7 protein-coding genes are annotated in these 14,986 nt (G+C 71.0%); 3 read left to right on the forward strand and 4 right to left on the reverse strand.

Going from position 1 to position 14,986, the window contains the following annotated elements; translation table 11 throughout:
• Positions 1-41: 41 nt before the first annotated feature.
• Positions 42-947 (reverse strand): PaaX family transcriptional regulator, encoded by a 906-nt coding sequence (locus ACZ6KO_RS00915; RefSeq protein WP_469298347.1) that lies wholly within the window; start codon positions 945-947, stop codon positions 42-44.
• 4 nt (positions 948-951) lie between these two features.
• Entirely contained in the window at positions 952-2,565 is a 1,614-nt protein-coding gene (locus ACZ6KO_RS00920) for an AMP-binding protein (RefSeq protein ID WP_469298349.1), read from the reverse strand.
• Between the two features lie 208 nt (positions 2,566-2,773).
• Between ACZ6KO_RS00920 and ACZ6KO_RS00925 the strand changes: the two genes are divergently transcribed.
• Positions 2,774-3,898 carry an acyl-CoA dehydrogenase family protein gene (locus ACZ6KO_RS00925; protein WP_469298351.1) on the forward strand — a complete coding sequence of 375 codons (1,125 nt, stop codon included), beginning with the start codon at positions 2,774-2,776 and terminating at the stop codon, positions 3,896-3,898.
• Positions 3,895-4,293: a RidA family protein gene (locus tag ACZ6KO_RS00930; protein WP_401455419.1), complete on the forward strand. Its 399-nt coding sequence runs from the start codon at positions 3,895-3,897 to the stop codon at positions 4,291-4,293. The genes ACZ6KO_RS00925 and ACZ6KO_RS00930 overlap by 4 nt, the downstream gene beginning before the upstream one ends.
• A 76-nt stretch (positions 4,294-4,369) precedes the next feature.
• Here the strand turns inward: ACZ6KO_RS00930 and ACZ6KO_RS00935 are convergent, their stop codons facing one another.
• The gene (locus tag ACZ6KO_RS00935) at positions 4,370-4,846 is read right to left on the reverse strand and encodes a ricin-type beta-trefoil lectin domain protein (protein ID WP_469301433.1); all 477 of its coding nucleotides are present in this window, start codon (positions 4,844-4,846) and stop codon (positions 4,370-4,372) included.
• Positions 4,774-7,251 (reverse strand): hypothetical protein, encoded by a 2,478-nt coding sequence (locus tag ACZ6KO_RS00940; protein ID WP_469298354.1) that lies wholly within the window; start codon positions 7,249-7,251, stop codon positions 4,774-4,776. Before ACZ6KO_RS00940 ends, ACZ6KO_RS00935 begins: the two co-directional genes overlap by 73 nt.
• Before the next feature lie 661 nt (positions 7,252-7,912).
• On the opposite strand from ACZ6KO_RS00940, the gene ACZ6KO_RS00945 reads away from it, so the two are divergent.
• Positions 7,913-14,851: a polymorphic toxin-type HINT domain-containing protein gene (locus ACZ6KO_RS00945; protein WP_469298357.1), complete on the forward strand. Its 6,939-nt coding sequence runs from the start codon at positions 7,913-7,915 to the stop codon at positions 14,849-14,851.
• The last annotated feature ends 135 nt before the right edge of the window (positions 14,852-14,986 follow it).

Here is a 14,986-nt window from a genome sequence, read left to right on the forward strand (position 1 = left end):
CCACCGCCCGAAAGGTGCGCGCCGGGCGGCCACCGCCCGGGCTACGGCTCCTCGCCCGCCTCCACGAAGCGGGCGCCCAGGTCCCGCAGGCGGGCGTGGAGTTCGCCGAAGACCGCCGCCGCGCGGTCGCCCGGCCAGTCGGACGGGAGCAGCTCGCGGGGCAGGCCCGGGTCGGCGTACGGCAGGTGGCGCCAGCTGTCCAGGGCGAGCAGGTAGTCCCGGTAGGCGGCCTCCGCCACCTCCGGGGCCGGCCCGGCACCACCCTCGACGGCCGGCCCCGTCGGACCGGTCGGACCGGCCAAATCCGTGGGACCCGCCGGACCCGCCGCCGCGCGGTCGGGCCGCTGCCACCGCCGCAGCACCGGCTCGTGCTGGTCGAGGAACTCCTCGTGCTGTTTGGCCAGTGACGTCAGGTCCCACCACCGGGCCACCGCCTCGGCGGTCGGCGCGAAGCCCAGGTGGTGGCCGCGGAACAGCTCGACGTAGCCGGTCAGCTGGAGCCGGTCCAGAGTATGGCGGGTCTCGTCGTACAGCCGGGCCGGTGCGATCCACACGCCCGGCGCCGCCGTGCCGAAGCCCAGCCGGGCCAGCCGGGAGCGCAGCAGGTGGCGCTTGTGCCGCTCCTGCTCCGGGACCGAGAACACCGCCATCAGCCATTCGTCCGCCGGCCGGCCGGGCGGCGCGTACACGCGCCGGTCCCCGTCCTCCAGCAGTTGGTGGGCCTCCGCCGACAGGTCGTACGCCGCCGAGCCGTCCGCGGCCCGGGCGGGCAGCAGGAAGCCGCGCCGCTTGAGCCGGGAGACCGACGAGCGGACGGAGGGCGCGTCGACGCCCGCCGCGCCCAGCAGGCGGACGAGGGCGGACACCGGGACCGGGCCGGGGAAGGCCCGGCCGTAGGCGCCGTAGAAGGTGACGATCAGGGATCGCGGGGTGTGCTGCTCGGCCACGTCATCACTCTAGATCGCGCAGCCGGAACCGCTGCAGCTTCCCCGTCGCGGTCCGGGGGAGGGCGGGGACGAAGACGAAGGAGCGGGGACACTTGTGGGGGGCCAGCTCGGCCCGCATGAACGTGCGCAGCGCGTCCTCCGTGACCACCGCACCGTCACGGGTGACGGTGTACGCCACGACGATCTGGCCGCGTCGCTCGTCCGGGCGGCCCACCACCGCCGCCTCCAGCACGTCCGGGTGGCGCAGCAGCGCTTCCTCGACCTCGGGTCCCGCGATGTTGTAGCCCGCCGAGATGATCATGTCGTCGGCGCGGGCGACGTAGCGGAAGTAGCCCTCCGGGTCGCGGACGTAGGTGTCCCCGGTCAGGTTCCAGCCGTCGCGGACGTACTCACCCTGACGGGGGTCGGTCAGATAGCGGCAGCCCACCGGACCGCGCACCGCCAGCAGCCCCGGTTCGTTGTCGGCCACCGGCCGGCCGGAGTGGTCCACGACCCGGGCCTGCCAGCCGGGCACGACCCGGCCGGTGGTGCCCGGGCGGATGTCGCCGTCGGCGGCGGAGATGAAGATGTGCAGCAGCTCGGTGGCGCCGATGCCGTTGATGATCCGCAGGCCGGTGCGTTCGTGCCAGGCCTGCCAGGTGGCGGCGGGCAGGTTCTCGCCGGCCGAGACGCACCGGCGCAGCGAGGACACCTCGGCGCCGCTCCCGCTCAGGTCGTCGAGCATCGCCCGGTAGGCGGTCGGCGCCGTGAACAGCACCGTGACCCGGTGCCGCGCCACGGCGGGCAGCAGCTGTTTCGGCCCCGCCTGCTCCAGCAGCAGCGCCGAGGCGCCCGCGCGCAGCGGGAAGACCACCAGGCCGCCGAGGCCGAACGTGAAGCCGAGCGGCGGGCTGCCCGCGAAGACGTCGTCGGGGGTGGGGCGCAGCACCTGCCGCGAGAAGGTGTCGGCGACGGCGAGGACGTCGCGGTGGAAGTGCATGCAGCCCTTGGGGCGGCCGGTGGTGCCCGAGGTGAAGGCGATCAGCGCGACGTCGTCGGCGGAGGTGGCGACCGCCTCGTACGGGCCGGCGGGCGCCCGCCGCGCGCGGCGCAGCAGGTCGTCGCCGGTCCGGCCGCCGTACGCGGTGACGGCCAGCCCCGGCACCTCGGCCTTGACCAGGTCGTCCAGCACGCTCGCGTGGCACAGCGCGTGACGGGCCTCGGCCATCGCGCACACCGTCGCCAGCTCCTGGGCGCGCGCCTGCGCCAGCACGGTGACGGCCACCCCGCCCGCCTTCATCACCGCCAGCCAGCACGCGGCCAGCCAGGGGCTGGTGGGGCCGCGCAGCAGCACCCGGTTGCCGGGGACCACGCCGAGCTCGGACGTCAGGACGTGGGCGAGCCGGTCCACGCGGTCGCGCAGCTCGCCGTACGACCAGACCTCGCCGGCGGCGTCCCGGAAGGCGGGGCGGTCGGGGCCGTACCGGGCGATGGTGGCGTCGAGCAGTTCGGCGCCGCAGTTCAGCCGGTCCGGATAGGCCAGTTCGGGCAGTTCGAACAGCAGCCGCGGCCACGTCTGCGCGGGTGGCAGGTGGTCGCGCGCGAACGTGTCGGCGTGGGCGGAAGGCTTGAGCTCCAAGGCGGGATCGCCCCCTTGCGCAACGGTCCTTCAAAGAAGTCTTCGATGAGGTGGAGCAGGCCGTGCGGGTACGCGACGAGCGTATCGTGATGGTGACGGGAGTCAACCAGACGCGATAGAACTCACCGGGACGGACGCGGTCGGGAGCGGTCGGACGCCGTCGGACGCGGTCGGACTGGCGACGAGAGACGAGAAATGAGGCAGACGGATGCCCGGTTTCACGCTCGAACCGGAACAAGCCCGCTGGTGCGCGGAGCTGCGGACCCTGGCGGCCGAACGGCTGCGGCCGCTGGCCGACAAGGGCGAACCGGGCCGCGTCAACCGCCCCCTGCTCGCCGCGCTGGGCGAACTGGGCCTGTTGGAACGGCTGTTCACCTCCGGCGCGCTGGAGCTGTGCCTGCTGCGCGAGTCCCTCGCGCACGCCTGCACCGAGGCCGAGACGGCGCTCGCGCTCCAGGGCCTGGGCGCGTACCCCGTCCTGCGTTCCGGCAGCGCGCCGCAGCGCGAGCGCTGGCTGGGGCCGGTGCGCGCCGGACGGGCCGTGGCGGCCTTCGCGCTGAGCGAGCCGGACGCCGGCTCGGACGCGGCCGCCCTCGCCCTGCGGGCCGAGCCGGACGCGGGCGGCTGGCGGCTGACCGGTGAGAAGTGCTGGATCTCCAACGCCCCCGAGGCGGATTTCTACAGCGTGTTCGCCCGAACGGGTGAGGCGCCGGGTGCGCGCGGCGTCACCGCCTTCCTGGTGCCCGCCGACCGCGCCGGACTGACCGGCCGCCCGCTGGACATGCTCTCCCCGCACCCGATCGGCGCGCTCGCCTTCGACGGCGTACGGGTCGACGCGGACGACCTGCTGGGCGAGCCGGGCCGCGGCTTCCGCGTCGCCATGGACACCCTCAACCTCTTCCGTCCCAGCGTCGGCGCCTTCGCCGTCGGCATGGCACAGGCCGCCCTGGACGCCACGCTCGCCCACACCGCGGCCCGCACCGCGTTCGGCGGCACCCTCGCCGACCTCCAGTCGGTCGGGCACCGGGTCGCCGAGATGGCCACCCGGGTCGAGGCCGCCCGGCTGCTGGTCTACGCGGCGGCCAGCGCGTACGACGGCGGCGCCCCGGACGTACCCCGGCGGGTGGCGATGGCGAAACTGCTGGCCACCGAGACGGCGCAGTACGTCGTGGACCACGCCGTGCAGCTGCACGGCGCCCGCGCGCTGGTCCGTGGCCACCTGCTGGAACACCTGTACCGGGAAGTACGGGCCCCGCGCATCTACGAGGGGGCGAGCGAGGTGCAGCGCACGATCATCGCCAAGGAGCTCTACCGGCAGGAGGCGGCCCGATGAGCCTGGAACGCGTCAACCCGCCCGAACTCTCCCCGCCCACCGGCTTCTCCCACGCCGTCACCGCGACCGGCTCCCGCCTGGTGCTGCTGGCCGGGCAGACCGCCCTGGACGGCGCGGGCAAGGTGGTCGGCACCACCCTGCCCGACCAGTTCGAGGTGGCCCTGACCAACCTCCTCACCGCCCTCGCCGCCGCCGGCGGCACCCCCGCCGACCTGGCCCGCGTCACCGTCTACACGACGGACGTCGCGGCGTACCGCACCCACGCCCCGGCCCTGGGCCGCACCTGGCGCCGCCTGGCGGGCCGCGACTACCCGGCGATGGCGGTGATCGGCGCGGTCCGCCTCTGGGACGAGGAGGCCCTGGTCGAACTGGACGGCCTGGCGGTCCTGGACTGACCGTCGCCGACAACGCCGGCGGCCGCCTCCCGCCCGGACGGGCGGGAGACGGCCGCCTGTCGGCTGCGGGAACGGTTCAGGGCGCGGGCACGGGCAGCGGCGCGGTGCCGAGAACGGGCACGGTCCAGCGCTGCGCGTCGCTGCGGTTGCAGTCCCAGATCCACAGGGGAGTGCCGGGGGTGGTGTTCATGGCGCCCAGGTCCAGACAGCGGCCGGAGGCGGCGTGGTGGATGCTGCCGTCGGCGCGGGGCTGGAATTGCTGGGCGGGGGTGCCCTGGCAGGTCATGAGCAGGACGGGCGTCGCGTTGCCGGTGCCGGCGTTCTGGGTGGTCAGGCACATGTTCTGGATGCGGAGGGTGCCGTCGGCCCGGACTTCGAAGTTCTGGGCGGAGGCGTCCTGGTTGCAGGGCGCGATCTGGATCCTGTTGCCGTCGGTGGCCGTGCCGCCGTCGAGGTCGGCGCAGTGGGCGCTCGCCGCGGTCAGCGTGATCTTCCCGGCGGCCCCGGGGGCGGCCGGGGGAGCGGCGTACGGGTAGACGGCGAGGTTGCTGATGCCGCCCCGGAACCCCTCACCGAAGAAGTCGGGCTCTCCGCTGACCTTGTAGCGGCCGGCGACGAGCGGGCCGACGGGGGCGGGGCTGTCGCTCGCCCGGTGGTGACCGGTGTGAGGGGCGCCTGTCCGTCGAACCTGCCGCCGTCACCGTCGTTGGTGTAGAGGTACAGGTCGCGCTGGTTCGGCTCGTGGGCGAAGAGGTCGTCCACGTTCTTGTACCCCGGGCTGCCCCGGTGCGTGATCTGGGTGCTGCTCCAGCCGTTGCCGCTCGGTGACGGACGGCTGCGCGCATGGGGTGCGGCGGCCGGATCCGTGCCGCCGTTGAACTGCCGGAGGTTTCCAACCGAGTCGGGGAGCAGCACGTCCGCCTTGCGGTCCCCGGTGACGTCGCCGTAGATCGGGGCGGGGCTGTTCGGGTTCGACGGCGCGTAGTAGCTGTACGCAACCGGCTGGGAGAGGTTGCCCGCGTTGTCCTGGGTCTGCAGGTGGACGTAGTTGGTGCCCCAGCGCGGCGGGGTGACCTTGATGGTGGCCTTGCCGTCGACCAGCTTGACGATGCCCGGGGTGGTGTCGGTGCACTTCCAGTTGGTGGCCGCCGCCTGGATGGCGTCGGTCGTCCAGCGGGCGCAGGCCAGGCCGGAGCTGCGGCCACCGGCGGGCGGGGCCGGGTCGGTGCCGGTGAGGGTGAAGACGCCTTCCTCGCCCGCGCGCTTGGGGTGGGCGCCGATGCTGCCGGAGGCCGGGAAGTCGGTGGAGCCGACCGAGGCGGTGGGCGGGGTGCGGTCGACGCGGAAGAAGCACCATTCGGTCGGGGTACTGGTGAGGGTGTCGTCGGTGGTGCGGGCCTGCCAGCCGTACTGGTGGCCGTCGGTCAGCGGGCCGACGTCGACGCCGGCCGGACCGTAGTCACCGAGCCAGCCGGTCGGCACGTACCTGGACTCGCCGTTGGTGTCGTCGTCCCAGATCTGGAAGGTGGTCTGGAGCTGCCGCTTGGTGGGGGACCAGGTGTTGGTGGTCAGCGTGATGTTGCTGTTGGCGCCGACCCAGCCCGGGTTGTCCAAGGCATTGGCGGTGCCCGGCGTACGGCAGTCCGCGTAGGAACCGGTGCCGGCGAAACCGGGGGTCGGTGAGGCGCGCGGCCACCACACGGTGGGCGTGATGTCGTACGTGACGACCACGTGCGGGGTGTTGTTGAACCGCTGCCGGTAGTACTTGTTGCCCTCGTCGTCCGGGGCGAGGCCGAAGGTGAAGGTGCCCCAGCGTTCCTTGGCCGCGGCCTTCATCTGGGCGGTGACGTCGTAGGAGATCTCCCCGGACCCCGACATCCAGATGCCGCCGATCTTGGCGCAGCCGCCCATGACGGAGCCGGTGCCGCAGGGCTGCCGGTTCCAGCTGGTCGGGTTGCCGATCCCGGGCGTGTGGTAGAGGCCGAGAGGCGTACTGGTGGAGGGGCTGGAGGAGGAGACGACCGTGGCGTACAGCCGGGCGTTCAGGACCTCGGCGCCGTGGATCGCGGAGTTGACCCCGACCTGGAAGTACGCGCGGGTACGGCCGATGCCGGTGCACGGCGGGTTGCCGATGTTGTAGCCGCAGTAGCCCGTGGCCGGCCGGTCCTGGCCGTTGGCTGTGCCGTTGAACTCGTTGGTGTCGGGGTAGGCCTCCTGGACCTGGGACCAGGCCTGGGTGGTGCTGTCCGCGGACGGGTTCATGCCCGGGTCGATGTACCAGGGGCCGGTGCCCTCCGTCAGGAGCTTGGCGTCCGGGACGAGCTGGATGCCCTTGGCGTCCACGGTCGTACCGATCGGGCGGACGGTGGCGCCGCCGCCGGGGCCGTCCGTGCTGGAGACCGGCGGCGCCTCGCCCCCGCCCTCGCCGGAGCCCGACGCGAGAGCGCGTGAACCGGCGCTCTTCGCACCCGCCTTCGCCCCGTCGGTGGCCGAATCCCACATCATCGAGGTCGGGGAGGAGAAGCGGGTCCGACCCTGGCCGTCGGTGGCCTTGAGGTTGCCCGCGCCGTCCGCCGAGACGGTCAGTCCGTCGGCCTCGATGCCCAGCTGGATCTTCTTGAGAGCCGGGTTCGCGGCAGCCTGCGGGGTACGGACGACGAGGACCTGCCGCCAGCCACCGAGGGCCGTGGCGGTCAGTTCGAGGTCCACGTCCGGCAGCACCGACTTGTACAGGGCGCTGTCGCCGTTGAGTTCGGGCCTGGGCAGCGTGAACGGTGCCTTGACGGCCAGCTTCTTGCCGTCGGCCGTGGTGGTCGTGGCCATGGGGCCCGAACCGCCGCCGGAGAAGCTGACCTTGGAGGGCACGGCGGTCGGTGCGACGGTGCCGTCGGCGCCCGCGCGCAGGGTGGTGTCGACCGGCTGCCAGGTCCCGGCCGCCGTCCGGACCCGTTGCGGCACGGGCGCCGTGTCGGTGGTGAGGGTGCCGTCCGAGTTTTCCCTTCCGTTCTGCAAATCTGTCAACGGCCTACTGGGCGCGCACGCCCTTTTTGCTCCACGACTCGCCGCATTGTCCCGTGAGTGACATGGATCATGTATCAGCGTTTTGGTAATTCGCTATACGACTCGAACGCTCGTTCTTTACAGTGCGTTCGATCTGGGCCGAGCCGGTCCGGAATTTCGTGTTCCTGTTTCCTGTGGGGGGATTCAGTTGTCTCGTCGGGGTAGACCAGTCGTGCGCTCGAAACGGGCGCGAGCTCGGGTCGCGATCACGGCCGCACTCGCGATTCTCTTCTCTGGCCTGGGTCTTCCCCTGGTCGAGGCGGCGGAAAAGCCGCCCAAGGTATGGGTTCCGCCGAATACGCCGCTGCCGGACGCCAAGCCTGTCAAGGGGGCGGACGCAAAGATCCCGGCCAATCAAGTGCCGTCTGGCCAGAAATGGATTCCGCCCAAGGATTCGAACACGCCATCTGGCTCATTTGCGGTGGCCGTCGGTAATGGTGTGGCGGACCGAGCGGAGAAAGGGCCGGCCTCGATTCAGGCCGGAAAGCTTCCCGTCTGGATCGCACCCGGGAATGGCGCAAACCGTTCGGTGCCCCTGTCGCAGAGCGCTGTCGGCGCTGTGACCGCGGACAGCACCGTGCGCGTCGACGTGAAGGACGCGGAGCAGTCCCGTGCCGCGGGAGTCAACGGCGCGCTCGTCGGGCTCACCGACACCGCGGGCGCGCAGCCATCGGGCACGGTGCGGTTCGGCTTCGACGTCACCGCCTGGGCCAAGTCGGCAGGCGCCAACTGGGCCGACCGGGCCCGGCTGGTCCGGCTGCCCTCCTGCGCGCTGACCACCCCCGGTGCGCAGGGCTGCACCGAGCGCACCCCGGTGGCCTCCCACCGCGACGCGTCCGGCCGCCTGGTCGCCGAGATCGACGTTCCCAGGAGCCCGGCCTCCTCGGCGCTGACCTCGCCCCAGGGCGCGAAGTCCGCACCGGCCCAGGCTCCTCAGGTGCTGGCGGCCGAGTCGGTCGCCGTGGCAGTCGAGCCGGGCCCTTCCGGCGCCTCCGGTGACTTCACCGCGACGCCGCTCCTGCCGTCGGCCTCGTGGCAGGCCGGCTCGAACGCGGGCAACTTCACGTACGGCTACAGCGTCGAGCTGCCGTCCACCATCGCCGGGCCCGTTCCCGGCATCGCGCTGGGCTACGACTCGTCGTCGATCGACGGCCGTACCGCCTCGACCAACGCCCAGGCGGGCGGCTTCGGCGAGGGCTGGGACTGGCACCCGGGGTCGATCTCGCGCTCGTACAAGGGATGCAAGGACGCCGGGATCAAGGACTCGGGCGACGAGTGCTGGGCCGGCGACATCCTCTCCCTCAACCTGGCCGGCCACGCGGGGCAGATCGTCCGCGACGACACCACGTGCGTGTACCGCCTCCAGGGCGAGGACGGCACCACGATCGAGCGGCTGACCGGCCAGCGCAACTCCGCCTGGAAGGGCGAGGGCTTCAAGGTCACCACGGTCGACGGGACCCAGTACTACTTCGGTGCCAACCGCCTGCCCGGCGGCGACGGCACGGACCCGGAGGCCAAGTCGGTCTCCACCGTTCCCGTCTACTTCAACAGCGGCCGGGACAAGTGCCTGGGCGCCGACACCCCCGCCAACGGCTCGTGGGTGCAGATGGGCTGGCAGTGGAACCTCGACTACGTCGTGGACCGCCACCAGAACCTCGTCTCCTACCGGTACGAGCAGGAGGGCAACCACTACGCCCGCAGCGGCGGCCAGAACAACGGCAACGGCACCCCGACCGCGTACCAGCGCGCCAGCCACCCGACCTGGATCGGCTACGGCCAGCGGCTGCCGGAGCAGATCGCGGCCAAGGGCGCGGCCAAGCCGGCCGCACAGGTGACCCTCAAGACCGCCGAGCGCTGCGTCCCGGGCGGGGCCGTCACCTGCGACCCCGCACAGCGGACCAAGGCGAACGCCAAGTCCTGGCCGGACACCCCGGTCGACCAGGAGTGCGCCGCCAGCGGCCAGTGCCTGAACCTGTCCCCGACGTTCTTCACGACCAAGAAGTTCACCGAGATCTTCACCGAGGTGTGGACCGGCACGGACTGGCGCAAGGTCGACTCCTACACCCTGAACCAGTCCTTCCAGGACCCCGGTGACGGCACCTCGCCGACGCTGTGGCTGGACTCCGTCCAGCGCACCGGCTCCAACGGCAAGACCCCGGTCACCCTGCCCGCGGTCCACTTCCAGCCGCTCCAGCTGGCCAACCGCGTCGACGGCGTGGTCAAGCGCCCGGACGGGACCGAGGCCTCCGCGCCCCCGTACAAGCGGCCGCGCATCCAGGCGATCACCACGGAGACCGGCGGCCGGATCAACGTCGTCTACCGGACCCCCGAGTGCTCGCGGGACAAGGGCACCATGCCGTCCTCTGAGGACAGCAACGCGATGGCCTGCATGCCGGTCAAGTGGTACCTGCCCGGCCAGTCCTACCCGGACCCGGTCAACGACTGGTTCAACAAGATCGTCGTCCAGTCCATCACCCAGCAGGACATGGTGGCGGGCCAGGTCGCCACCGTCACGGAGTACGAGTACGGCGGCGGCATCGCCTGGCACCGCAACGACTCCGAGTTCACCGACGCCAAGACCCGCACGTGGGACCAGTTCCGCGGCTACGCCACCGTCACCACCCGCACGGGTACCGGTACCGACGGCCCGCGCACCAAGTCCGTCGCCACCTATCTGCGCGGCATGGACGGCGACGTCCTCGCCAACGGCACCAAGCGCTCCGTCAGCGTGTCCGACACGCACGGCGGCACCATCAAGGACGAGGAGGTCCTCTCCGGCTTCGTCCGCCAGAGCGAGACCTACGACCGCGACGGCGGCACGGTCATCGCCGACCAGGTCACCACTCCCTGGCTCGGCAAGGTCACCGCCACCCGCGCCCAGTCGGGCGGCATGCCGCCGATCACCGCCCGGGCCATGAACACGGCCAAGGTCACCAGCCGGGCCAAGCTCGCCGACGGCACCTGGCGCACCTCCGAGCGCACCTCGACGTACGACGACACGCTGCTCTCGCGCCCGGTGACGGTCGACGACCAGGCGGACCTGTCCCGCCCCGACCAGCGCCTGTGCACCAGCTTCACGTACGCCACCGGCCCCGGTGGCCTCCTGACCCAGCTGGCCTCCCGGACCCTGGTCCTCTCGGGCGAGTGCGGCAAGGGCGCGACCGCCGCCAACACGGTGGCCGACACCCGCGCCTACTTCGACGGCCTGCCGCACGGCCAGTCGGGCCCGCTCGCCGAGCAGACCGGCACCGAGGTGCTGGAGAAGTACGACGCCGAGGGCAAGCCGGTCTACCGTCTCAACGCGACGTCGGCCTTCGACGCGTACGGCCGGGTCACCAGCACCACCAACCACACCCGCAAGGACGCCGCCCACCCCGGCGGCGCCGTCACGACGACCGAGTACAAGCCGGCCACCGGCGTACTGCCGTCCGAGGTGACCCACACCAACCCGCTGGGCTGGAAGTCGGTCAACACCCTGGACATCGGCCGCTCGCTGCCGCTGAAGACCACCGACGAGAACAGCCACGTCGCCGAGCGCGAGTACGACGCGCTCGGACGTGTCGTCTCCGTCTGGCAGCCCGGTCAGGAGCGGGCCAAGCAGTTCCTCCCGGTACGCAAGTTCTCGTACGCGATGAACGGCATCTCCGCGCCCTCGGCCGTGCTGAGCCAGGCGCTCATGAGCAACAACACGTATACCTCCAGCTACACCATCTACGACGGCATCGGCCGGGTCCGGCAGACCCAGGCCACCGCCGCGTCCCGCGCCGACGGGCGCCTCATCACCGACGCCCTGTTCGACTCGCACGGCCGCCAGGTCAAGACCACCGCGGCGTACTACAACGACGAGGCCGCGCCGTCAGCGGCGCTGTTCCTGCCGAACGGCGGCGTCCAGCCCGACAGCAAGGTCCCGTCACAGACCCTCCAGGTCTTCGACGGCCTGGGCCGCTCCACCGCCAGCGTCTTCCAGTCCTACGGCGTGGAGCAGTGGCGCTCGAAGACCGAGTACGCCGGCGCCGACGAGGTGCGCTCCATCCCGCCGAACGGCGGCTACGCCTCGGCGTCGATCACCGACGGCCTGGGCCAGACGGTCGCCGTGCGCCAGTACAAGGCCAACACGCCCACGGGCCCGTACGACGAGACGACGTACGGCTACAACGCGCAGGGCAAGGAGCTGTGGCGCAAGGACTCCGCCGGCAACCGGTGGACCTTCGAGTACGACCTGCTCGGCCGCAGCGTCAAGACCACCGACCCCGACTCGGGCACCGCCACCACGGTCTACGACGACGCCAAGAACCAGACGACCGCGACCGACGCCCGCAACAAGAGCGCCACCACCGTCACCGACCTCCTCGGCCGCACCGTGGCCACCTACGAGGGCACGGTCGCCGACCCGGCCAAGCAGGTCGCCGGCTTCACGTACGACACCAAGGCCGTGGGCAAGCCGACGTCGAGCACCCGATACGTCGGCGGTGTGAACGGCCACGCGTACACCAGCGAGGTGACCGGCTACGACGGCGGCTACCGCCCCCGGGGCACCAGGACCACCATCCCGACGGTCGAGGGCGAGCTGGCGGGCACGTACGAGACCACCAACACCTATGACGCCTACGGCCAGCTGAAGTCCACGGCCCTGCCGGCCATCGCCAAGGCGGGCCTGGCGGCCGAGAAGCTCACCTTCGGCACCGACATCCTGGGCAACCTGACCTCGCTCGGCGGCTCGTTCGGAGTGGTGCAGGCGCCGTACGTCGTGGACGTGCGCTACGACCCGTACGGCCGCGGCATCCGCACCACGGTCGGCGCCACCGGCAAGCAGGTCGTCTCGACGACCGACTACGACGCCGGCACCGGCCGACCGGTGCGGTCCACCCTCGACAAGCAGACGGCGGCGCGGGCCAGCGTCGACGTCACCGAATACACGTACAACCAGGCCGGTGCGCTGACCTCGATCGGTACCACGCAGGACGGGGCGGCCCGGGACCTGCAGTGCTTCACCCACGACTACCTGGGCCGGCTCACCCAGGCCTGGACCGACACCGGCACCCAGACCACCACGCCGCAGCCCTCGGTCCGCGGGATCGGCGGCTGCGCCAACGGCGGCGGTCCGGCGGTCGACGGCGCCGGTAAGCCCAGCGTCGGCGGCCCGGCACCGTACTGGCAGCAGTACGAGTACGACAAGCTCGGCAACCGTACGAAGCTGGTGAGGAAGGACCCGACCGGTAACGCGTCCAAGGACGTCACGGTCACCCAGACCTTCGGCACCGGCCCCAACACCCCGTCCTCCGACCCCAAGACGGGCGGCGGCACGGGCGGCCCGCACGCACTGCTGACCTCCACCGAGACCAGCGCGTCGGGCAGCAAGCTCACGTCCTACACCTACGACGCCACCGGCAACACGGCGTCGATCACCAGCACGCCCGGTACCAAGACCCTGACCTGGAACGACCAGGGCAAGCTCGACAAGATCACGGGCACGGGCGAGAGCGCCGGCACCAGCTACCTGTACGACACGGGCGGCAACCAGCTCATCCGCCGCGACCCGGGCAGCACCACGCTCAATCTGGGCACCGACCAGATCACGCTGGACACCGCCAGCAAGAAGGTCTCCAACGTCCGTACGTACGGCGCCCCCGGTGGCCTGTCCATCACCCGCACCACCACCGGCGGCACCTCCACCCTGAGCTACCAGGGCTCGGACCACCACGGCACGGGCGGCGTCCAGTTCAGCGCGACGGACCTCTCCCAGGTCCGCCGCCACACGGACCCCTTCGGCAACGACCGCGGCACCCAGCCGGCCCCGGGCTCCTGGGCGGGCGACAAGGGCTTCGTGGGCGGCACCAAGGAGAAGGCCACTGGCTTCACCCTCCTGGGCGCCCGCGAATACGACCCGACGACGGGCCGCTTCATCAGCCCGGACCCGATCATCGACGCGGGCGACCCGCAGCAGTGGAACGCGTACACGTACTCCGGCAACAGCCCGATCAACAAGTCGGACGCGTCGGGCCTGAAGCAGATGTGTGACAACTCCACGGCCTGCAACTACAACTCCCAGACCGGCCGCATCAGTGACGCGGACCTGGTCGACCCTGGCTTCGTCGGCGGTGGTGGCGACGACGGTGGCGGTGATGGCGGTGGTGGCGGTGGTGGCGGTGAGCTGCAAGAGCAGTCGGACCGAGCTGACCGCCAGCTGACCAAGGCAAGGCAGCGGACCGACCAGCTCAAGCACGAGGTCGTCAACCTGATCGGTGACCTCATCGGCTACAACGACGCCCGCGACTGCTTCACCAAGGGCGATGTCATGGCCTGCATCAACACAGCTCTGGGCGCTGTCCCGTGGGGCAAGATCGCCAAGGCCATCAAGGCCGGCATCAAGGCCTTCAAGATCTACAGGGAACTCAACAAGGCCTACGACGCCGTACACGCGGCGGAACGCAAGGCGTCCGAGGCCGCAGGCGCACTCAGCCGCCACAAGAAGGCGGTAGAGGAAGCCCGCGATGCCGAGGCCAAGGCTGCCAAATCAGCCAAGGAGAAAACAGAGTCAAGATCCGAGAGCGATAGTGCCGGAACCGAAGCCAAGTCCGCGAAGGCGGAGGCGGACGCCAAATCGTCTGCTGAGGCTGGCGAGGCCAAGAGCCGCGGCGACGGCGGGGGCGAGGCCGCCCCGACCAAGTGCAACAGCTTCCCCGCGGGCGTCCGTGTCCTGATGGCCGACGGCACGTCGAAGGCCATCGAGGAGGTCAAGGACGGCGACAAGGTCGAGGCCACCGACCCGCAGACCGGTGAAACCCGCGCCCAACTGGTCACCACCACGATCACCACGCCCGACGACAAGGACTTCACCGACCTCACCCTGACCGACGACGCCAACCCCCGCGGCCCGCCCGCCAAGATCACCTCCACCTACCACCACCCCTACTGGAGCGAAACCCGCAACCAGTGGGTCGACGCCGGCGAACTCAAGGCGGGCGAACAACTCCGCCAGTCGACGGGCACGACCCTCACGGTCCAGGCCACCCGCAACTACCCCTTCGCCGTCACCACTCACAACCTCACCGTCGCCGACTTCCACACGTACTATGTGCTCGCAGGAGCCACGCCGGTTCTCGTCCATAACTGCGGTGGTGAAGCCACGGTCCACTTGGCTAATTACCCGGATGGCAGGCAGCACGCATTGATCACGGTTCGGGATGGCGGCGAGGTCCTCAGTACTCACCAGTATGGCAGTCTCGGCAACCCGGACAATGGAGTTGCTGAATTCACTCCCGCAGATCTCCCAGCCATCACGATCAACTTGAGGATCCCTCTGTCTAACCCTCAGGCCGCTATGGCTTATGCCGAGTCGGCGATGGCTAAGACGCGGCGCGGAGTCTATCCAGCGTACGACATGCCGAATCAAGCATGCGTCACTTATTGTGCGCAAGTATTGGAGGCGGGTGGAGTTGCTGGGATTCCAAAGAATAATCACGAGGCGCAAGCCTGGCTGATTCAGCGCTATGGGTAACGAGTGGAAGGCGAATCATGTCTCGTCCTGATGGTTGGGAGTGGCTGGACGAACCGCGAGAGCAGTGGACGGTTCCGGATTCCCTACGGGGTCCTGTCAGGTCAACTCCATCCAATCTCGCCATCGCGATGCTCT

It is taken from the genome of Streptomyces sp. NPDC042102 (genome assembly GCF_055582305.1).